Genomic DNA, 20,033 nt, shown 5'->3' on the forward strand with positions numbered 1-20,033 from the left:
TTCGCGGTGGAGGTGTGATCAGGCCGCCTGCTGCAGGAAGAACACCAGGTCCAGCTCGGGCGCGGGCTGGCCGAGCTGAGTGAGTGCTGCGCTGATCTGGCCCCGGTGGTGCGTGCCGTGGTTGAACACATGGGCCAGCGTGGCGGCAAACGGCAGGCTCATCGCCTGACCGCGCATGTTGGTGTACTCGAGCCGGCCGTTGAAACGCTCGACCGGCCAGCCGGTGATCAGGGGCTCCCACACCTTGGCGCCACCCTTCAGCGCCTGCGCCAGGCGGTCGCGCTCGGGCTCGACCTCCATGTCCAGCGCCAGCTGGGGCGACTCCCCGCGCGCAAAGCGCCGCTGCCACAGCAGGTGCTCACCCACCAGCAGGTGGTTGAGCGTGCCGTGGATGCTCTTGAAGAACAGCCTCAGGTCGCGCCGGTAGTCGAACTCGTTGACCGGCTCGATGGCCGCGAGCAGCTGCTGCGTGGCCCACACGTTGTAGCGGGCGAGTTGCACGAAGTGGGCTTGCCAGGGGTTCAATGCGGCCATGTGTCCAGCCCTCCCAGACCCTTGAGGGATTCGAAGTCGGCGTCGCGGTGCAACAGCACATGGCCGTGTGTCATGCAGTAGCTGGCGAGCAGCACGTCGATGGGGCTGCGCACAGTGCGGCCCCGAGCGCGCAGCTGGCGGTAACGTTCAGCGGCCTTCAGCGCGTGCTCCGTGCCCCCGATGCTCACCTGCGGCAGCGCGCCCAGCAGCGACTGCGCCTCGCGCATCTGCCCACCCTCCCGGAACCCACGCATCACCTCGAACAGCACCAGGTCCGCCATGCCGACTTCTGCGCTGGGGTCGCCCAGGCACTGGGCCAAGGCGACGCATGGAGCGCTGCGTTGGCCGCGAAAGAAGTCGATCCAGACGCTGGAGTCCACCAGAATCATTTCCGCTGGCTCCGTCCGCTCGCAGCGGTTTTGCCAGCAGGCGACGGTTTGGACTTTTTGGCGGCAGCGGCCCTGGGCCTTTCGGCCCAGGACGACGTGGGCTCCTGAACGGCAGGCGTCCGTGATTCTTCTGCGCGAGCGCTCGCCCAGCCTTCGTCGGAATCGTCCCACTGCAACTGGCCGCGCAAGGCCAACAAGCCCTCGTACACCTTGCGCCGGCGCACAAGCCGCAAGCCCTCTTCGACCGCTTCCTTTTTGGTCTTGAAGCCGCCCGCCGCCATGGCCGCAGCCATCAAGTCGTCGTCGATTTCAATGTTGGTTCGCATGGAACAGGCCTCCGGATGTGTATGAAATCAAATAATCATACACATCACATGCGGAACACACCGAACTTCGGCTCGCCGATCGGCGCATTGAGCGCAGCCGAGAGCGCCAGGCCCAGCACGCGGCGCGTGTCGGCGGGGTCGATCACACCGTCGTCCCACAGGCGCGCGCTGGAGTAGTACGGATGCGACTGGTGGCCGAACTGGTCGAGCACCGGCTGTTTGAAGGCCGCTTCTTCCTCGGCGCTCCAGCGGCCGCCTTTGGCCTCGATGCCGTCGCGCTTGACGGTGGCCAGCACGCCGGCGGCCTGCTCGCCGCCCATCACGCAGATGCGGGCGTTGGGCCACATCCAGAGAAAGCGCGGGCTGTAGGCGCGGCCGCACATGCCGTAGTTGCCGGCGCCATAACTGCCACCGATGATCACGGTGAACTTGGGCACCTGGGCGGTGGCCACGGCGGTGACCATCTTGGCGCCGTGGCGCGCGATGCCTTCGCTTTCGTACTTCTTGCCGACCATGAAGCCGGTGATGTTCTGCAGGAACAACAGCGGCACCTTGCGCTGGCAGCACAGCTCGATGAAGTGCGCGCCCTTCTGCGCGCTCTCGGAAAACAGCACGCCGTTGTTCGCCACGATGCCGATCGGCATGCCTTCGATGTGGGCGAAGCCGCAGACCAGCGTCGCACCGAAGCGCGCCTTGAATTCGTGGAACTCGCTGCCGTCGACGAGGCGGGCGATGATCTCGCGCACGTCGTAGGGCTTGCGGGTGTCGACCGGGATCACGCCGTAGATCTCTTCGGTGGGATGGAGCGGTGCACGCGGCTCGCGCAGCGCCTGCGTGGCCTGCTTGCGCTTGTTGAGCGTGGCCACGGCCTGGCGCGCCAGAGCCAGTGCGTGCGCGTCGTTCTGGGCGAGGTGGTCGGCCACGCCCGACAGACGCGTGTGCACGTCGCCGCCGCCCAGGTCCTCGGCGCTCACGATCTCGCCGATGGCGGCCTTGACCAGCGGCGGGCCGCCCAGAAAGATGGTGCCCTGGTTCTTGACGATGATGGTCTCGTCGCTCATGGCGGGCACATACGCCCCGCCGGCCGTGCACGAACCCATGACCACCGCGATCTGCGCGATGCCGTTGGCCGACATGTTGGCCTGGTTGTAGAAGATGCGGCCGAAGTGGTCCCGGTCGGGGAACACGTCGTCCTGGTTGGGCAGGTTGGCGCCGCCCGAGTCCACCAGGTAGATGCAGGTGAGGTTGTTCTGCATCGCCACCTCCTGCGCCCGCAGGTGTTTCTTCACCGTCATGGGGTAGTAGGTGCCGCCCTTGACCGTGGCGTCGTTGCACACGATCAGGCAGTCGACCCCGCTCACCCGGCCAATGCCGGTGATCACACCGGCACAGGGCGCGCTGTCGGTGCCGTCGCGGTCGGGATACATGTTGAGCGCGGCCAGCGGGCTCAGCTCGAGAAACGGCGTGCCGGGGTCGAGCAGCATCTGCACGCGGTCGCGCGGCAGCAGCTTGCCGCGCGCGGTGTGTCTGGCACGGGCCACGTCGCCACCGCCGAAGGTGGACCTGGCCACCTGCGCGCGCAGGTCGTCCACCACAGCCTTCATGGCGGCGGCGTTGGCCTGAAAGTCGGCAGAGCGGGCGTTGAGTTGTGTCTCCAGGGTCGACATGTCGCTGTCCTGTCAGGTTGTCTGGTGGGGGATTCGGGTCATTGTGGAGGATAGGGGTGGGCGCAGCGTCCTGTCGGTCAGTCGGGTTGCAAATGCTGCCAAGCCGTCTCAAAATCAGGGTATGCCCCAAGCCTCCCCCCGCCGCCCGTCGGACGCACCCGATGCACCGCCGCTGCTGGACGGTCCGGCCCTCACGCCCACGGCGCTGGTGCGGGCCATGGTGATGGCCTACCGCGCGCGCGGCATGGATCCGTCGAGGGCCCTGGAGCTGGCACAAATAGCGCCATCACATTTGGTCGATCCCGTGGGTCGAATCACCGCCACGCAGATGGAGGTGGTCTCGGACGCGGCCATGCGCGAACTCGACGATGAAGCCCTGGGGTGCTTCACCCGGCCGCTGCCCTGGGGCAGCTACGGCCTGCTCGCGCGCGCCTCGCTCTCCAGCCCCACGCTGGGGGTGGCGCTCAAGCGCTGGTGCCGCCACCACGGGCTGCTGGCGCCCGATGTCACGCTGTCCGTGGAGGTCGCGGGAGAGGTGGCCAGCATCGTCCTGCGCCTGCACCACGACCCCGGGGCGATGGCCGAGCTCGGAGCGGTCTCGGTGCTGCGCAACATCCACGGCCTGGCGAGCTGGTATGTGGATTCGCGCATTCCGCTGCAGGGGGCCTGGTTCGCCCACCCGGCGCCACCGCATGCAGACGCCTACACGGTGCTGTTCGACGGCCCGACCCGCTTCGACGCCGAGCACGCGGCCATCCACTTCGACGCGCGCTACCTGGGCCTGCCGGTGCGGCGCGACGAAGCGGCCATGAACCAGCTGCTGCAGCGTGCCCTGTTTCTGACCGTGCGGTCCTACCGGCGGGACCGGCTGCTGGTGCAGCGCGTGCGCGCGCTGCTGGCCAGCCGCCCGCAGGACGCGCACAACGCAAACGATCTCGCGGCCCTGCTCCACACCTCGCCGCGCACGCTGCACCGCCAGCTCAAGGACGAAGGCGCGTCGCTGCAGCGCCTCAAGGACGAGGTGCGCCGCCAGCGCGCCGCCGATCTGCTGCTGCGCAGCCGCAAGCCGATCAAACAGGTGGCCGAGGCGGCGGGGTTCCAGAACGAGAAGAGCTTCATCCGCGCCTTCAAGGGCTGGACGGGGCAGTCACCGGGCGAGTTCCGGGGCCAGTGAGTCCAGCAGGTCGTGCATGCGGTGGAACACCCGGTGCACGGCGAGTCCGGCAAACGCGCGACCATGGCCTTGCGCGCAATAGCCCCACACCGTGGCGCCCGCGGCCAGGCCGGCCTGGGCGCCGGTGCCGGTGTCTTCAATCACCAGGCAGCGCGCCGGATCGACGCCCAGGTGGGCCGCAGCGGCCAGATAGACATCGGGCGCAGGCTTGGAGCGTGGCTGGTCATGTCCACTGAAGATGCGGTCGCCAAAATAGGGCTGCATGCCCGCCATCTCGATCTGCATCACGACCTTGGGCCGGTCGGCACCCGACGCGCAGGCGATGCGGCCACCCGCATGGCGGTGCGCGGCCATCACCACCTCGAGGGCTCCATGCACCGGCTGCAGCTCGGCGCGCAGCCGCGCATCGCGCCGCGCGTAAAACGCACGCATCCAGGCGTCGGTCAGCGGTTGTCCGGTCTCGGCCTCGATGCGCGCACGCTCGTCGCGCACCGCCTTGCCGATGAAGATGGCCATGCACTCTTCCTGCGTGAGCGCCCAGCCGCTCTCGTTGAGCACCTCGCGCAACACACCGTTGGTGATGGGCTCGCTGTCCACGAGCACGCCGTCGCAGTCAAACAGAACACCCTCGAACTGCGTCACAAGAGCTCTCCATCGACGTACCACCAGTGCCCCCCTTCGCGCACGAAGCGGCTGCGCTCGTGCAGGCGCTGGCCACGGCCCTGCAGGCGGGATCGGGCGACGAATTCGACCTCGGCGTGCGTTTCGTCAACAGGTGTGTGCCGCTTCACTTCAATTCCCAGCCACTTCACGCCCGCATCGAGCTCGATCGCAGCGGGCCGCGTGCTCTCATGCCAGGTGGCCAGCAGGTGCGCCGCATCACCGCGCACAAACGCTGTGTAGCGCGAGCGCATCAGCGATTCGGCGTCGGGTGCGGGCACGCCCGTGCCCATGTAGCGGGCACAGCAGGCATCGAAGCCCGCGCCGCGCCCACAGGGGCAGGGGTCCTTCATCCGGCTTTCTTCGCCCGGCGCTGCTCCAGCGTTTCCACCGGAGCGCCCTGCTTCAACCAGTCGGTGAAACCGCCGTCGATGTGGGCCACATTGGTCATGCCCATGTCCTGCAATGCCTTGGTGGCCAGCGCACTGCGCCAGCCCGCCCCGCAGTAGAGGACGAACTCGCGGCTCTCGTCGGCAAACACGGGCTTGAAGTAGGGAGAGGCCGGATCGACCCAGAACTCGAGCATGCCGCGCGGCGCGTGCAGCGCGCCCACCGCCGTGCCTTCGCGCTCGAGCTCGCGCACATCACGGATATCGACCAGCTGCAGGCGCGCGTCGCCGGCGGCCAGGCGGGCCTGGATCTCGGCCACGCTGTAGGTGGTGATCTGGGCGCTGGCCTCGGCCACGAGCGCCTGCGAACCTTTGGTGATGGGCATGTTGTGTCTCCGTTGAAGCGAGAATTATCGATGCCCTTGCCGCACCCGGGTGGTGCGGCACAGGTGTTCCAATCAAGACCCCGTCCTGGAGAGACCCCACATGACACCGCTCGACACCTTTCCCATCACGAAGAAATGGCCCGCACGGCACCCCGAGCGCCTGCAGCTGTACTCGCTGCCCACGCCCAACGGGGTGAAGGCGTCCATCATGCTGGAGGAAACCGGCCTGCCCTTTGAAGCGCACCTGGTGAGCTTCGAGTCCAACGACCAGCTCTCGCCGGCCTTTCTGTCGCTCAACCCGAACAACAAGATCCCCGCCATCATCGACCCCGATGGCCCGGGCGGGCGGCCGCTGGCCTTGTTCGAGTCGGGCGCCATCCTGATCTACCTGGCCGAGAAGACCGGCCGGTTCCTGAGTGCCGATCCGGCCGCGCGGTACGAAACGCTGCAGTGGCTGATGTTCCAGATGGGCGGCGTGGGGCCGATGTTCGGCCAGTTCGGGTTCTTTCACAAATTCGCCGGCAAGGACTTCGAGGACAAGCGCCCACGCGACCGCTACCTCAACGAAACCCGGCGCCTGCTCGCCGTGCTGAACCAGCGCATGGCCGGGCGCGACTGGATCATGGGACAGGACTACACGATCGCCGACATCGCCATCTGGCCCTGGCTGCGCACCCTGGTGGGCTTCTACGGCGCCAGCGAACAGGTGGGCTTCAGCGAATTCACCGAACTGCCCCGCGTGCTCGCGGCCTTCGAACAGCGCCCGGCGGTGCAACGCGGCCTGAACATCCCGCCGCGCAGCTGAGCGCAACGAGTGAAGTGCCCCAACCCAGGGGCACAGCGGATCCGGCTGCGCCGGTCCGCAGTGTGCCGCCCCCCTCCTGGAGGGGGGTGACGCGCTGCAAGCGCGGCGCGGGGGGAGCACGCTACTTCCTCCAGAAGTGCCCGGTGAACAACACCAGCACCGCCAGCAGTTCCAGCCGACCGAGCAACATCGCAAACGTCAGCACCCAGAGCTGAAAGTCGCTCAGCACGCCGAAGTTGCTGGCCGGACCGACCAGGCCCAGGCCCGGACCGATGTTGTTGACCGTGGCCACCACCGCCGAGAACGCGGTCACGATGTCCAGGCCGGTGAACAGCAACAGCATGGTCAGCCCCATGGTGACGGCGCCGTAGATCAGCATGTAGCCGAACACGGCGGTCATCACCGACGTCGACATGATCGCCCCACCGAGCGTGACCGGGTTGACCACCCGGGGGTGCACGATGCGCACCAGCTCACGCCGCGCCTGCTTGATCAGCAGCACCATGCGCACCAGCTTGATGCCGCCGCCGGTGGAGCCGGCACACGAGACAAAGCAGCCCAGAAACATCAGCAGGACCGGTGCGAACACCGGCCACAGCGAGTAGTCGGTGGAGGCATAGCCGGTGGTCGTGGCCACCGACACGACATGAAACGCACTGGTGCGCAAGGCCTCGGGAAAGTTGTCGATCACGCCGTGCGCCGTGAGCAGGATGGCCACCAGCAGCACCGACACCACGAGCACGCTGACATAGGTGCGGATCTCGCGGTCCCGGGTGAGCGGGCGCAGGGAGCGCTGGCGCAGCACGATGAAGTAGCGCATGAAACTCACCCCGGCCAGCGTCATGAACACCGTGGCCACGGCCTCGATGGTCGGCGAGTTCCAGAAACCGAAACTGGCATCGTGCGAGGAAAAACCACCCAGGCCCATGGTGGTGCACATGTGCATGAAGGCGTCGGCCCAGCTCATGCCGGCCCAGCGGTAGGCCAGCATGCAGGCCACCGAGAAGAGCACGTACACCCCCCACAGGCCGCGCGCCGTCTCGGAGATCCGTGGCGTGAACTTGGTGTCCTTCATCGGGCCGGGCGTCTCGGCCCGGTAGAGCTGCACACCACCCAGCCCCAGCATCGGCAGCACCGCGACCACCAGCAGCATGATGCCCAGGCCGCCCAGCAGTTGCAGGAAGCAGCGCCACACATTGACCGACACCGGCAGCGCGTCCAGCCCGGACAACGCGGTCGAGCCGGTGGCGGTCAGTGCGCTCATGGACTCGAAGTACGCCGTGGTCCAGCTGATCCCGGGCACGGTGAACATCAGGGGTGCGGCCGCGAACGCAGGCAACAGCATCCACACCAGGTTGACCAGCAGGAAGCCATCCTTGGCCTGCAGTTCGCGGCGGAACCGGTGGGTGGTGCGCCACAGGACCATGCCGCAGGCGGTGGTGAAGGCAAACCCGTAGGCCCAGATCAACGCGTGGTCCCGCGCGTCCAGGAACCAGGCCCAGGCCAGCGGCACGAGAAACGCGGGGGCGAACGCCAGCAGGATGCGGGAGAACACCGAGAGCACGGGCAGCAGCGTGAAAAGCATGTCGGCAGTTTATTTGCGCCAGAAGCCGGGGGTGAACAAAACGAGGAAGGACAGCATTTCCAGCCGGCCCAGCAGCATGGCCAGGGTGCACACCCAGGTCTGGAAGTCGGTCAACCCCTGGAAGTTGCCCGCAGGCCCGACCTCGTTGAGTCCCGGGCCCATGTTGTTCACGCTGGCCACCACCGCCGAGAACGCCGTGTCAAACGGCAGGTCGGACAGCAGCAGCAGCAAGGTCAACCCGATGATCGTGCCGCCGTAGACCAGCATGAAGCCCAGCACGGACAGCAGCGTGCCGTTGTCCACCATGTAGGCGCCCAGGCGAACCGGGTACACCGCGCGCGGGTGGATGATGCGCGACATTTCCCGCCGCGCCTGCTTGAGCAGGATCAGCACGCGCGCCATCTTGATGCCGGCACCGGTGGAGCCCGCGCTGGTGGCCACACCCGACAGCATGATCATGAACAGCGGCGCAAACACCGGCCAGGTGGTGTAGTCCATCGTTGCGTAACCGGTGGTCGAGCCGATGGAGATCACGTTGAACAGGGCCACCCGCAAGGTCTCCAGCGGGTCGGTCATGGTGCCCTTGACCAGCAGCAGGCCGGCCACGAACACGCTGGCGCACAGCATCAGCGTCATGGTGCCTCGCCATTCGGCGTCGCGCCAGATGCGCGCCGGCTGGCGCTTGGCGATGGCCACGAAGTACAGGGCGAAGTTGCAGCTGGCCACCAGCATGAAGAAGATGGCCACCCACTCCAGCGTGGGCGATTGAAAGTACCCGAAACTGCTGTCGTGCGTCGACAGGCCCCCCAGGCTCAGGGTGGTGAACATGTGGGCCCAGGCGTCCAGCGGCGTCATGCCCCCCAGCCAGTAGGCCAGCACGCAGGCCGCAGACAGCAGGCAGTACACGCTCCACAGGCCCTTGGCGGTCTCGGTGATGCGCGGCGTGAGCTTGGCGTCCTTCATCGGCCCGGTGGCCTCGGCGCGAAACAGCTGGCTGCCGCCCACGCCCAGCATCGGCAGGATCGCCACCGCCAGCACCAGGATGCCCATGCCGCCGAGCCACTGCAGGAAACAGCGCCACAGGTTGATGGAGCCGGGCAATGCGTCCAGCCCGGTGATCACCGTGGCGCCGGTGGTGGTCAGGCCGGACATGGCCTCGAAGTAGGCGTCGGTCAGGCTGATCGGGTTGGCCGTCTGGCCGAAATACATCAACAGCGGCAGGCAGGCCATGAGTGGCAGCAGGGTCCACACCAGCCCCACGAGCAGGATGCCGTCGCGCGTCTGCAGCTCCACCTTGCGGCCCACCTTGAGCACCGCGCTGCGCAACAGCAGGCCGACGAGAAAGGTGGTGGCGAGCGCCGGCCAGTAGGCGCCCTGGGCGCCGTCTTGCGACCACCACGACACCACCCATGGAACCAGCAGGGTGAGCGAGAACACCATGACGATGGCGCCCAGCACCGGAAAGACGCGCAACAACGGCATGGGGATCGGCTGCGGCTTCAGCCGAAGAAGGTGGCGCCGACCTGGAACAGCTTTTCGACCTCGCGCACCAGGCGCTTGTTCGGAATGAACATGATGATGTGGTCGTCGGTCTCGATCACCGTGTCGTGGTGCGGCATGAGCACCTCGGAGCGGTTGCCCTCGCCACGCACGATGGCGCCGATGCGCACGCCCTTGGGCAGCTTGAGCTCCTCGACCTTGCGGCCCACCAGCTTGCTGGTCTTGACGTCTCCGCGCGCGATGCCTTCGAGCGCCTCGGCCGCTCCGCGGCGCAGGCTGTGCACGGCCGCCACGTCGCCGCGGCGCAAGTGGGTGAGCAGTTCACCGATCACGGTCTGCGAGGGCGAGATCGCGATGTCGATCGTGCTGCCCTGCATCATGTCGGCGTAGGCGCGTCGGTTGATCAGGGCCATCACGCGTCCGGCGCCCATGCGCTTGGCCAGCATGGCCGACATGATGTTGTCCTCGTCGTCGCTGGTGAGCGCGAGAAACATGTCCATTTCGCCCACGCTTTCTTCCAGCAGCAGGTCTTCGTCGGCGCCGTCGCCGTTGAGGATCAGCATGCTCGAGGGAAGCTGGCTGGCCAGGTATTCGCAGCGCGGCTTGAAGCGTTCGATGATCTTCACCTGGCACTGGCCCTGCAGCGAACGCGCCAGCCGCAGGCCCACCTTGCCACCGCCGGCGATCATGATGCGTTTGACCGGTTCGTCGATGTTGTGGATGGCGCCGAGCACGTAGCGGATCTTGTGCGTGTCGGCCAGCACGAACACCTCGTCGCCGGCCAGGATGCGTGTGGTCTTGGTGGCTTCCATTTCGGTGTCGAGCCGGTACAGCGCGACCACGCGCATCTCGGCGTGGGGGAAGCGTTCGCGGAACTCGCCGATGGTGTGACCCACCAGCGAGCCCCCATGGGTGGCCCGAATGGCGATCAGGCTGGCACGGCCGTCGGCGAATTCCAGCACCTGCAGGGCCTCGGGGTAGCTGATGAGCTGGTGGAGATAGCGCATCACCGACTCTTCCGGGCAGATCACATGGTCCACCGAAAATCCATTCTTGCCGAGCAGCTCGTCGCCTTCGATGAATTCGGGCGAGCGCAGGCGTGCAATGGTGCTGGGCACGTTGAAGATGTCGTGCGCCACCTTGCAGACCACCAGATTGGTTTCGTCGTTGGCGGCGCAGGCGATCACCATGTCGGCGTCTTTCGCACCCGCCTCCCGCAGCACCGAGGGCTGGATGCCGTTGCCCACCACACCGCGCAGGTCGATCCGCTCTTCCAGGCTGCGCAGGCGGGCCGGGTCCATGTCGATGACGGTGATGTCGTTCTGCTCGGAGACCAGGCTCTCGGCGACGCTTTCGCCGACGCGGCCGGCACCCAGGATGATGATGTTCATGGTGACGAATGGTACCCCCCGCGCCGCCTGCGGCGTCACCCCCCAGGGGGCGATGCCTGTGGCCCGGCAGAGCCGGTTCCACGGCATCCTGGGTGCAAGGCATTTCGCGCCGAGAACGGTACTGACGCATTTGCGACCGTTCCACCTTTCGCCCGAAGCGCGTGCCTGAACCGGGAGATGCCGAGGAACCGCCCTTCGACAAGCTCAGGACGGGCCTCTGGCATCGTCCCCCTCTCAGGGGGAAGCCGCGTCAGCGGCGCAGGGGGTTACAACCCTCGTGCAATGATGATTTTCTGGATGTCCGAGGTGCCTTCATAGATCTGGCACACCCGCACGTCCCGGTAAATGCGCTCCACGGGGAAGTCGCTCACATAGCCGTAGCCGCCAAACACCTGGATGGCGGCGGTGCACACGGCCTCGGCCATCTCGCTGGCGAACAGCTTGGCCATGGCCGCCTCTTTCAAACAGGGCTGGCCCGCGTCGCGCAAGGCGGCCGCGTGGTGGGTCAGCGCGCGCGCGGCTTCGATCTGCGTGGCCATGTCGGCCAGCCGGAAGCCCACCGCCTGGTGGTTGAAGATGGGCTGGCCGAAGCTGCTGCGGTCTTTCGAGTACGCCAGCGCGCAATCGAACGCACTGCGTGCCATGCCGATGCTCTGTGCGGCGATGCCGATGCGCCCGCCCTCCAGCGCGGACAGCGCGATCTTGTAACCCTCGCCCTCGGCACCGATCAGGTGGTCGGCTGGAATGCGGCAGTTGTCGAAAAGGATCTGCGCCGTGTCGCTGCTGTGCTGGCCGAGTTTGTCCTCCAGCCGGGCCACCACATAGCCCGGGGTGCTGGTGGGCACCACAAAGGCGCTCATGCCCTTCTTGCCCGCGCCCTTGTCGGTGACCGCGATCACGATCGCCAGCTGCCCGTTCTTGCCGCTGGTGATGAACTGCTTGACGCCGTTGAGCACATACGCGTCGCCCTCCCTGACCGCCGTCGTGCGCAAGGCCGACGCGTCCGAGCCCACGTGCGGTTCGGTCAGGCAGAACACGCCCAGCATCTGTCCGGCAGCCAGCGGACGCAGCCACTGCTCCTGCTGGGCCGCGTTGCCGTATCGCATCAGGATGGCGTTGACCGGGCAGTTGGTCACCGAGATCGCCGTGCTGGTGCCGCCGTCACCGGCCGCGATTTCTTCCAGCACCACGGCCAGCGTCACGTAATCCAGCCCTGCGCCGCCCAGCGCCTCGGGCACACAGATGCCATAGGCACCGAGTTCGGCCAGGCCCTTGTGCACGTCGGCCGGAAAGTGGTGTTCCTTGTCCCACTTCGCCGCGTGCGGCCAGAGCTGCTCCTGGGCAAAGCTGCGCACCGCGTCGCGGATCATGAGTTGGTCTTGGTTCAGCATGGCCAGGTCGTGTCCGGGTTACACCAGCTCAATCGCCATGGCGGTGGCTTCGCCGCCACCGATGCACAAGGTCGCCACACCCTTCTTGCCGCCGCGCGCCTGCAGCGCGTGCAGCAGCGTGACGAGAATGCGTGCGCCGCTGGCGCCGATCGGGTGGCCCAGCGCGCAGGCGCCGCCGTTGACGTTGACCTTCTCGTGTGGAATGTTCAGTTCGGTCATGAGTGCCATCGGCACCACGGCGAAGGCCTCGTTGATTTCCCAGAGGTCGACGTCGGCCACGCTCCAGCCGGTTTTGGCCAGCAGCTTCTGCGTGGCGCCCACCGGAGCGGTGGCGAACCAGTTGGGTTCCTGGGCGTGGGTGGCGTGGGCCACGATGCGCGCCAGCGGCTTGAGACCCTGAGCCAGCGCGGTGGACTGGCGCATGAGCACCAGCGCGGCGGCGCCATCGTTGATCGACGAACTCGACGCCGCCGTGATGGTGCCGTCCTTCTTGAAGGCGGGCTTGAGGCTGGTGACCTTGTCGAGCTTGACCTTGCCCGGGCCTTCGTCGGTGGACACCACACGCTCGCCGCTGCGGTCTTTCACCGTCACGGGCGTGATCTCGGTGGCGAAGGCGCCGCTTTCGGTGGCGGCCTTGGCGCGAGTGACCGAGGCAATGGCAAACGCGTCCTGCTGTTCGCGGGTGAAGCTGTACTTCGCGGCGCAGTCTTCACCGAAGGTGCCCATGGAGCGGCCAGCCTCGTAGGCGTCTTCCAGCCCGTCGAGCATCATGTGGTCGTAAATCCTGTCGTGGCCCATGCGGTAACCGCCGCGGCCCTTGAGCATGAGGTAGGGAGCGTTGGTCATGCTTTCCATGCCGCCGGCCACCATCACGCTGGCACTGCCGGCAGCGATCATGTCGTGCGCCAGCATGGTGGCCTTCATGCCCGATCCGCACATCTTGGACAGTGTCACCGCGCCCGCCGACTTCGGCAGGCCGCCCTTGAACGCCGCCTGGCGTGCCGGCGCCTGACCCTGGCCAGCCATCAGGCAGTTGCCGAACAGCACTTCGTCGACCTGCGACGGGTCCACCCCGCTGCGCTGCACAGCCGCCCGGATGGCCGCACCACCGAGGTCGTGGGCGGACAGGCTGGCGAAGTCGCTCTGGAACGAGCCCATGGGCGTGCGGGCGGCGCCGACGATGACGATGGGGTCTGCTGTGGACATGGTGAATCTCCTTGAAGGGGTGGAAAAATTTCAGGCCAGCGCGTGCGACAGGAAACGCCGCTCGCTCTCGTAGGGAAACACATCGAACACATGACCGGCGGTGATGCGCTCCTTGTGCGACTGCCAGAAGGCGGCATCGAGCAGCTCGGCGTGGTGCTTCATGAAGACCTTGCGCACCAGCGGGTTGCCGAGCAGGAAGGGGCCGAAGGTTTCGGGGAACACGTCGTGCTTGTGCACCGTGTACCAGACCTCGCCCGACATTTCGTCTTCCTCGTTGCGCGGCGCGGGCACACGGCGGAAGTTGCAGTCGGTGATGTATTCGATCTCGTCGTAGTCGTAGAACACCACCTTGCCGTGGCGCGTGATGCCGAAGTTCTTCCACAGCATGTCGCCGGGGAAGATGTTGGCGGCCACCAGGTCCTTGATGGCGTTGCCGTATTCGACCACTGCGCGCTCGAGCTGTGCGCTCGCGGCGGGGTCGTCGGCCTGCACCTGCAGCGCATCGAACGCTTCCTGCAGGTAGATGTTGAGCGGGATCATGCGGCGCTCGATGTAGCAGTGCTTGAGCACCACCTCGGTGGTGCCGTCGCCATCGCGGTCCGAGATCTCCAGCTGGCTGGGCGCGAACTTCTGGATCTCGGCGATCAGCTCGTCGGTGAAACGGCTGCGCGGAAAACCCACTTCGGAAAACTCCAGCGTGTCGGCCATGCGGCCCACGCGGTCGTGCTGCTTGACCAGCAGGTACTTGCCACGGATCTGCTCGCGCGAGGTGTCCTTTTGCGGCGGGTAGAAGTCCTTGATGACCTTGAACACGAACGGAAAGCTCGGAAGATCGAACACCAGCATCACCATGCCCTTGATGCCGGGCGCGATGCGGAACTTGTCGGTGCTGTGCCGCATGTGGAAGAGGAAGTCGCGGTAGAACAGCGTCTTGCCCTGCTTGGCCAGGCCCAGTGCGTTGTAGAACTCGGCACGCGGCTTGCGCGGCATCATGCTGCGCAGGAACTGCACATAGGCGCTCGGTATCTCCATGTCGACCATGAAGTAGGCGCGCGCGAAGCTGAACAGGATCAGCAGGTCGTCCTCGCCGAACAGCGCGGCGTCCACCACCAGCTTGCCGTCGGTGTTGTGCAGGATCGGCAGGGCAAACGGCACCTCCTGGAAGCCGTTGATGATCTTGCCCACCACATAGGCGCCCTTGTTGCGAAAGAACAGGCCCGAGAGCACCTGGAACTGGAAGTTGGCGCGCAGCTTCACGTGGTCGAAGTGCCGCTTCATCGCACCCAGCACCAGCGCGGCGTCGCGCTCCAGGTCTTCGAACGGCACCCGCAGGTCGAAGTCCTGCAACAGGCGCAGCACCTCGGGCTGCATGGTGCCGGCCGTCGGGTAGTAGCAGCGGTAGGTGGGCTTCGCGCTCGGCTCTTCGTTTTCGATGTATTCGGTGGAGACCGCCGGGCGCACGAAGATGAAATCGTTCTGGAAATAGGCGCGTTGCAGGATCTTGGTGGTGACCGAGTTGAAGAAGGTCTCGGCCAGCTCGGGCTGGTGGTGGTTCACCAGCAAGCCGATGTAGTGCAGCTTGACCTGCTCCCACACCTCCATCGGCAGTTCGTCGGCGCCGAACTCCTTCATCAGGCGCATCACACATTCCTTGACGCGCAGGTCGTAGAACTCGATGCGCTCGCGCTGGGCGCGCTGCTGGCCACGCCAGTCGCGCGTCTCGAACCGGTGTTTCGCGCGGGCCGACTCGGTGCGGAACAAGCGGTAGTGCCGGTTGAAGCCGTCCATCATGGCCTTGGCAACCGCGTAGGCCAGGGTCGAGTCGAGGCGCTGGGGAAACATGGGGCGGGCGGGGTTCAGCCGAGGTGGCGCGCGGTCACGGCAGCCACGGCCGTGCGGTAGATGGCGTCCAGCCCCGCCGACCCTTCGGCGGTGATCAGCAGGTCTTTGAGCAGGCCATCGCTCAGGCCATAGACCCAGCCGTGCAGCGTGAGCGACTGACCCCGGCTCCAGGCGTCCTGCACCACGGTGGTCTGCGCCACGTTCATCACCTGCTCGATCGCATTGAGCTCGCACAGGGCATCGGCACGGCGTTGCTCGGGCAGGTCGTCGATCAGCCCGGCGTGGCGGTCGCGCACGTCCTTGATGTGGCGCAGCCAGTTGTCGGCCAGGCCCACGCGCACATCCCGGAGTGCGGCCTGCACACCGCCGCAGCCGTAGTGACCGACCACCATCAGGTGTTCGACCTTGAGCACGTCCACCGCGTACTGGATGGTCGAGAGGCAGTTCAGGTCGGTGGGCACCACCACGTTGGCCACGTTGCGGTGCACGAACACCTCGCCCGGCGCAAGCCCGGTGATCTGGTTCGCCGGCACGCGACTGTCGGAACACCCGATCCACATGTAGCGCGGACTCTGCTGCTTGAGCAACTCGGTGAAAAAAGTCGGGCGCTGCGCCACCATCTCGGCGGCCCAGGCGCGGTTGTGGTCAAACAGGTTCTGCAGGTGCGAGGTCATGCGGTGGTCTCGGGAGGTGGCGGCGCGATCGAAGCGGTTTCAATCGCACGCGAAGCCCCGGAAGTTAGCAGGTCTCGGCGAACAGCTCGCGGCCGATCAGCATGCGCCGGATCTCGCTGGTGCCGGCGCCGATCTCGTAGAGCTTGGCATCGCGCCACAGGCGGCCCAGCGGGTATTCGTTGATGTAGCCGTTGCCACCGAAGATCTGGATGCCGTTGCCGGCCATCTTGGTGGCCTCTTCGGCGCACCACAGGATGACGGAGGCGCAGTCCTTGCGCACCTGGCGCACGTGCTCGGTGCCCAGCATGTCGAGGTTCTTGGCCACCGTGTAGGCAAACGCGCGTCCGGCCTGCAGCACGGTGTACATGTCGGCCACCTTGCCCTGGATGAGCTGGAACTCGCCGATGCTCTGGCCGAACTGCTTGCGGTCGTGGATGTACGGCACGATGTTGTCCATGACCGCCTGCATGATGCCCAGCGGTCCGCCGGTGAGCACGGCGCGTTCGTAGTCCAGCCCGCTCATGAGCACCTTGGCGCCGTTGTTCAGGCCGCCCAGGATGTTCTCCATCGGCACTTCCACGTTGTTGAACACCATCTCGCCGGTGTGGCTGCCGCGCATGCCGAGCTTGTCGAGCTTTTGCGCCGTGCTGAAGCCCTTCATGCCTTTTTCGACGAGGAATGCGGTGACGCCGCGTGCGCCCATTTCGGGCTCTGATTTCGCGTAGACCACCATGGTGTCGGCATCGGGCCCGTTGGTGATCCACATCTTGCTGCCGTTGAGCAGGTAGTAACCGCCCTTGTCCTCGGCCTTGAGCTTCATGCTGATCACGTCCGAGCCGGCGCCGGGTTCGCTCATGGCGAGCGCACCCACGTGCTCGCCGCTGATGAGCTTGGGCAGGTACTTCGCACGCTGTGCCTCGTTGCCGTTGCGCTTGATCTGGTTCACGCACAGGTTGCTGTGCGCGCCGTAGGACAGGCCCACGCTGGCCGAGGCGCGCGAGATTTCCTCCATGGCGATCATGTGGGCCAGGTAACCCATGCCGGCGCCGCCGTAGGTCTCGTCCACGGTGATGCCGAGCACGCCGAGGTCGCCCATCTTGCGCCACAGGTCCATCGGGAACTGGTCGTTGCGGTCGATCTCGGCGGCGCGTGGTGCGATCTCGGCTTGCGCAAAGTCGCGCACCGCGTCGCGCAGGGCGTCGATGTCTTCACCGAGCTGGAAATTGAGGCCGGGCAGGTTGGTCATGGGAAAGGTCTCCAGATGAAAAGAACGGCGGGCTTCAGCCCTGGATGTGATCGCGGCCCACCACGGCCATGAGCGTGCAGCCCATGGTGGCCACCAGTTTTTCGCGTCCGCCATCGATGGCGTAGGCCTGACCCTCGCACACCGTGACGGTGCGCCCCGGTTTGACGACCGTGCCGACCATGCGGAAGCGCTCGCCCTGCGCCGGTGCCAGCAGGTTGATCTTGAACTCGATGGTGAGCACCGCCGCGTCGGACGCCATCAGTGAGAACCCGGCGTAACCGCAGGCCGAGTCGAGCGCCGTGGCGACCATGCCGGCGTGCAGGAAGCCGTGCTGCTGGGTCAGGGGCTCGGCCCAAGGCAGGGTGATCTCCACCTGGCCGGGCTTGACCACGGCGAGCGTGGCGCCCAGCGTCCGCATGGCCGCCTGGCGAGCAAAGCTGGCGCGCACCCGGGCAGCAAAGTCGGGATCGCGGGGTTCGAAAGTGGGCGGGTTCAGGGCGGCTCCGGTGCGGGGAAGGGTCGTCGATTCTACGTTGACGTTTACGTAAACGTCAATTTCACAGGCCTTGGGGCAGGACTATGCTCGGCGGGCCATGCCCTTCACCCTCAACGCCCCGGTCCACAGCGACCAGACGCTCAAGAAGAGCCGCTTCATCGGCTGCGTGGAGCCGGTGGCCGGGCGCGCCGGGGCGCTGGCGCGGGTGGCCGCATTGCGCGCCGAACACCCCGGCGCCACCCATGTGTGCTGGGCCCTGATGGCCGGCGGTCACTCGGCGGCCAACGACGATGGCGAACCCGGTGGCACGGCCGGTCGGCCCATGCTCGAGGTGCTGCGCCACCAGGACCTTGAAGGTGTGCTGGCCACGGTGGTGCGCTACTACGGCGGCACGCCGCTGGGCGCAGGCGGACTGGTGCGCGCCTACACCGACAGCGTGGCCCGGGCGCTGCTGGGCGCAGACAAGGTGCCGGTGATCCGCTGGCAGTTGCTGCGCTGTGTGCTGCCCTACGCGCTCGAAGGCTGGCTGCGGCGCGAACTCGACGGCTTTGGCGCCATGCTGGCCGAAGTGCGGCACGGCGACGGGGTGGATGCCACGATCCGCGTTCCCGGGTCCCGCGCTGCGGCGCTGGTGGCCCGCATCAACGATGCCGGTCAGGGACGGGTGGCGTGGCGCAAGGCAGACAAAGACGACCCCGGCTGACACCTGCGCGCGCAGGCAGGGGAACTCAGGGTTTTTTGTCCAGCCGGGACAGCAGCGCACGGGCTTCCTTCTCGTGCACCTTCACCTCGTCGAGGTTGGCCACCAGGTCGGCCATCTGCTCCTCCAGCTGGCGCCGGTGGTCGGCGAGCACGGTGAGAAACTTGCGCAGCTGCGGACCGGTGTCGCGCGGGCTGTCGTAGGTGTCGATGATGTCCTTGGCTTCGGTCAAGGACAGCCCCAGCCGCTTGGCGCGCAGCGTGAGCTTGAGTCGTGTGCGGTCGCGCGCGGTGTAGATCCGGTTGCGTCCGCCCGGTCCTTCGCGCTGCGGCTGCAGCAGCCCCATGTCTTCATAAAAGCGGATGGCGCGGGTGGTGAGGTCGAACTCGCGCGCCAGATCGCTGATCGTGTAGGTCGGGTTCGTCACCATGGGTTCGAGGCTGTCGTTTCAGGCCGTGTCGGGTTGCAGACAGTGCGCGGCGGTGCCGCTCCGTAGAATGCCCCTTTTGACGTTTACGTCAACGTCACTTTGGCATCTTAACGGAATCCCGACGCATGAACCCCAGCCGCGAACAGCTCGAAGCCCGCCTGCACTACCCGCTGGGGGAAGCACTGCCCGAGCCCGGCCGGGCGCTGCACGTGGCACCCGGCGTGAAGTGGATCCGCATGGCCCTGCCCTTCGCGCTCGACCACATCAACCTCTGGCTGCTGCGCGACCGGATCGACGGCCGCGAGGGCTGGACGGTGGTGGACTGCTGCATCTCGCACGACGAGGCCAAGGCGCAGTGGGAAGCGATCTTTGCCAACGAACTCGAAGGCCTTCCGGTGCTGCGCGTGATCGTCACGCACATGCACCCCGACCACATCGGGCTGGCGGACTGGTTGTGCGACAAGTGGGCCTGCCGTTTGTGGGTGAGCGCGACCGACTTCACCATGGCGCGCATCGGATCGCAGAGCACCACCGGTTTTGGCGGTGAAGCCGCGGCCGCCTTCTTCGCCTCGCAAGGCCTGAGCGACCCCGACAGCCTGGCGAAGATCCGCGGCCGCGCCAGCTACTACCCCAATCTCGTGCCGTCCGTGCCGGCGCAGTACCGCCGCTTGTACGACGGTCTGCAGGTCCCCATCGGCGGGAACCTGTGGCGCTGCATCAGCGGCTACGGCCACGCGCCCGAACACATGGCGCTGCATGGCGAAGCGCTGGGCGTGCTGATCAGCGGCGACATGGTGCTGCCACGCATTTCCACCAACGTCAGCGTCTACGACCAGGAGCCCGAGGCCGACTCGCTCACGCTGTTTCTGGATTCGATCGAAAAATACCTGCTGCTGCCCGAGGACACGCTGGTGCTGCCTTCACACGGCAAGCCGTTCACCGGCCTGCATGAACGCATCCGGCAGCTGCAGGACCACCACCGCGACCGGCTGGAAGAGGTGCGCGCGGCCTGCCGTGCGAAGCCCAGCAGCGCGGCCGACATCCTGCCCGTGCTGTTTCCCCGTGCGCTCGATCTGCACCAGACCACCTTCGCCATGGGCGAGGCGGTGGCGCACCTGCACTGGTTGTGGATGGCGGGCGAGATGGTGCGCGAACAGGACGCTGCCGGCGTCTGGCGCTTCAGACCTGTCTAGTTGTGAAGCTTCAATAGGTTGTATCGGGTGTTCACCCGGATTGAGTCTG

General features: G+C 66.6%; 21 protein-coding genes. 4 read left to right on the plus strand and 17 right to left on the minus strand.

What is annotated here, in order from left to right:
• Window positions 1-18: 18 nt before the first annotated feature.
• From QUV35_RS11750 to QUV35_RS11765, 4 genes are read right to left on the minus strand one after another with little or no spacing between them, the layout of a single operon-like run.
• Window positions 19-534 carry a DinB family protein gene (locus tag QUV35_RS11750; protein ID WP_300873975.1) on the minus strand — a complete coding sequence of 172 codons (516 nt, stop codon included), beginning with the start codon at window positions 532-534 and terminating at the stop codon, window positions 19-21.
• A complete protein-coding gene (locus QUV35_RS11755; RefSeq protein ID WP_300873977.1) occupies window positions 522-923 on the minus strand; it encodes a PIN domain nuclease in 402 nt (133 codons plus the stop codon). The genes QUV35_RS11750 and QUV35_RS11755 overlap by 13 nt, the downstream gene beginning before the upstream one ends.
• The gene (locus QUV35_RS11760; protein ID WP_300873980.1) at window positions 920-1,249 is read right to left on the minus strand and encodes a type II toxin-antitoxin system VapB family antitoxin; all 330 of its coding nucleotides are present in this window, start codon (window positions 1,247-1,249) and stop codon (window positions 920-922) included. Before QUV35_RS11760 ends, QUV35_RS11755 begins: the two co-directional genes overlap by 4 nt.
• Before the next feature lie 44 nt (window positions 1,250-1,293).
• Window positions 1,294-2,916 carry a carboxyl transferase domain-containing protein gene (locus QUV35_RS11765; RefSeq protein ID WP_300873982.1) on the minus strand — a complete coding sequence of 541 codons (1,623 nt, stop codon included), beginning with the start codon at window positions 2,914-2,916 and terminating at the stop codon, window positions 1,294-1,296.
• A gap of 121 nt (window positions 2,917-3,037) precedes the next feature.
• Here QUV35_RS11765 and QUV35_RS11770 point away from each other — a divergent pair, with 121 nt between their 5' ends.
• Entirely contained in the window at window positions 3,038-4,090 is a 1,053-nt protein-coding gene (locus QUV35_RS11770; protein WP_300873985.1) for an AraC family transcriptional regulator, read from the plus strand.
• On the opposite strand, the gene QUV35_RS11775 is transcribed toward QUV35_RS11770, so the two are convergent.
• The 3 genes from QUV35_RS11775 to QUV35_RS11785 are packed head-to-tail and all read right to left on the minus strand — an operon-like array spanning window position 4,064 to window position 5,525.
• Window positions 4,064-4,732 (minus strand): HAD family phosphatase, encoded by a 669-nt coding sequence (locus QUV35_RS11775; RefSeq protein WP_300873989.1) that lies wholly within the window; start codon window positions 4,730-4,732, stop codon window positions 4,064-4,066. The genes QUV35_RS11770 and QUV35_RS11775 overlap by 27 nt on opposite strands.
• Complete coding sequence (locus tag QUV35_RS11780) at window positions 4,729-5,103, minus strand: YchJ family metal-binding protein (protein ID WP_300873991.1); 375 nt, start codon at window positions 5,101-5,103, stop codon at window positions 4,729-4,731. The genes QUV35_RS11775 and QUV35_RS11780 overlap by 4 nt, the downstream gene beginning before the upstream one ends.
• A complete protein-coding gene (locus QUV35_RS11785) occupies window positions 5,100-5,525 on the minus strand; it encodes a rhodanese-like domain-containing protein (RefSeq protein ID WP_300873993.1) in 426 nt (141 codons plus the stop codon). The genes QUV35_RS11780 and QUV35_RS11785 overlap by 4 nt, the downstream gene beginning before the upstream one ends.
• 100 nt (window positions 5,526-5,625) lie before the next feature.
• On the opposite strand from QUV35_RS11785, the gene QUV35_RS11790 reads away from it, so the two are divergent.
• Window positions 5,626-6,330 carry a glutathione S-transferase N-terminal domain-containing protein gene (locus tag QUV35_RS11790; protein WP_300873995.1) on the plus strand — a complete coding sequence of 235 codons (705 nt, stop codon included), beginning with the start codon at window positions 5,626-5,628 and terminating at the stop codon, window positions 6,328-6,330.
• A gap of 121 nt (window positions 6,331-6,451) precedes the next feature.
• Here QUV35_RS11790 and QUV35_RS11795 read toward each other — a convergent pair whose 3' ends face one another.
• The 9 genes from QUV35_RS11795 to QUV35_RS11835 all read right to left on the minus strand — a co-directional run bounded on the left by QUV35_RS11795 (window position 6,452) and on the right by QUV35_RS11835 (window position 17,583).
• Window positions 6,452-7,915, minus strand: a complete 1,464-nt coding sequence (locus QUV35_RS11795; protein ID WP_300873997.1) for a potassium transporter TrkG — start codon at window positions 7,913-7,915, stop codon at window positions 6,452-6,454.
• 9 nt (window positions 7,916-7,924) lie between these two features.
• On the minus strand, window positions 7,925-9,397 hold the full coding sequence (locus QUV35_RS11800; protein ID WP_300874000.1) for a potassium transporter TrkG: 1,473 nt from the start codon (window positions 9,395-9,397) through the stop codon (window positions 7,925-7,927).
• A 17-nt stretch (window positions 9,398-9,414) separates the two neighbouring features.
• Window positions 9,415-10,806 carry a Trk system potassium transporter TrkA gene (trkA, locus tag QUV35_RS11805; RefSeq protein ID WP_300874003.1) on the minus strand — a complete coding sequence of 464 codons (1,392 nt, stop codon included), beginning with the start codon at window positions 10,804-10,806 and terminating at the stop codon, window positions 9,415-9,417.
• 266 nt (window positions 10,807-11,072) lie between these two features.
• Complete coding sequence (locus tag QUV35_RS11810; protein ID WP_300874005.1) at window positions 11,073-12,197, minus strand: acyl-CoA dehydrogenase family protein; 1,125 nt, start codon at window positions 12,195-12,197, stop codon at window positions 11,073-11,075.
• A gap of 18 nt (window positions 12,198-12,215) precedes the next feature.
• Window positions 12,216-13,403, minus strand: coding sequence for an acetyl-CoA C-acyltransferase (locus QUV35_RS11815; protein ID WP_300874008.1), 1,188 nt, complete (start codon window positions 13,401-13,403; stop codon window positions 12,216-12,218).
• A 30-nt stretch (window positions 13,404-13,433) separates the two neighbouring features.
• Window positions 13,434-15,245, minus strand: coding sequence for a bifunctional isocitrate dehydrogenase kinase/phosphatase (gene aceK / locus QUV35_RS11820; protein ID WP_300874011.1), 1,812 nt, complete (start codon window positions 15,243-15,245; stop codon window positions 13,434-13,436).
• Window positions 15,246-15,259: 14 nt separating this feature from the next.
• Window positions 15,260-15,919: a carbonate dehydratase gene (gene can / locus QUV35_RS11825; protein WP_300874015.1), complete on the minus strand. Its 660-nt coding sequence runs from the start codon at window positions 15,917-15,919 to the stop codon at window positions 15,260-15,262.
• A 64-nt stretch (window positions 15,920-15,983) separates the two neighbouring features.
• Window positions 15,984-17,165 carry an isovaleryl-CoA dehydrogenase gene (locus tag QUV35_RS11830; RefSeq protein ID WP_300874018.1) on the minus strand — a complete coding sequence of 394 codons (1,182 nt, stop codon included), beginning with the start codon at window positions 17,163-17,165 and terminating at the stop codon, window positions 15,984-15,986.
• 34 nt (window positions 17,166-17,199) lie between these two features.
• Window positions 17,200-17,583: a PaaI family thioesterase gene (locus tag QUV35_RS11835; RefSeq protein ID WP_300874020.1), complete on the minus strand. Its 384-nt coding sequence runs from the start codon at window positions 17,581-17,583 to the stop codon at window positions 17,200-17,202.
• A 175-nt stretch (window positions 17,584-17,758) separates the two neighbouring features.
• Here QUV35_RS11835 and QUV35_RS11840 point away from each other — a divergent pair, with 175 nt between their 5' ends.
• A complete protein-coding gene (locus tag QUV35_RS11840; protein ID WP_300874023.1) occupies window positions 17,759-18,364 on the plus strand; it encodes a YigZ family protein in 606 nt (201 codons plus the stop codon).
• Between the two features lie 25 nt (window positions 18,365-18,389).
• Here the strand turns inward: QUV35_RS11840 and QUV35_RS11845 are convergent, their stop codons facing one another.
• Window positions 18,390-18,791, minus strand: a complete 402-nt coding sequence (locus tag QUV35_RS11845; RefSeq protein ID WP_300874025.1) for a MerR family DNA-binding transcriptional regulator — start codon at window positions 18,789-18,791, stop codon at window positions 18,390-18,392.
• 125 nt (window positions 18,792-18,916) lie between these two features.
• Between QUV35_RS11845 and QUV35_RS11850 the strand changes: the two genes are divergently transcribed.
• A complete protein-coding gene (locus QUV35_RS11850) occupies window positions 18,917-19,984 on the plus strand; it encodes an MBL fold metallo-hydrolase (protein WP_300874028.1) in 1,068 nt (355 codons plus the stop codon).
• Window positions 19,985-20,033: the final 49 nt, after the last annotated feature.

Source organism: Hydrogenophaga sp. (assembly GCF_030373225.1).
In the GTDB taxonomy this organism is placed as follows: domain Bacteria; phylum Pseudomonadota; class Gammaproteobacteria; order Burkholderiales; family Burkholderiaceae_C; genus Hydrogenophaga.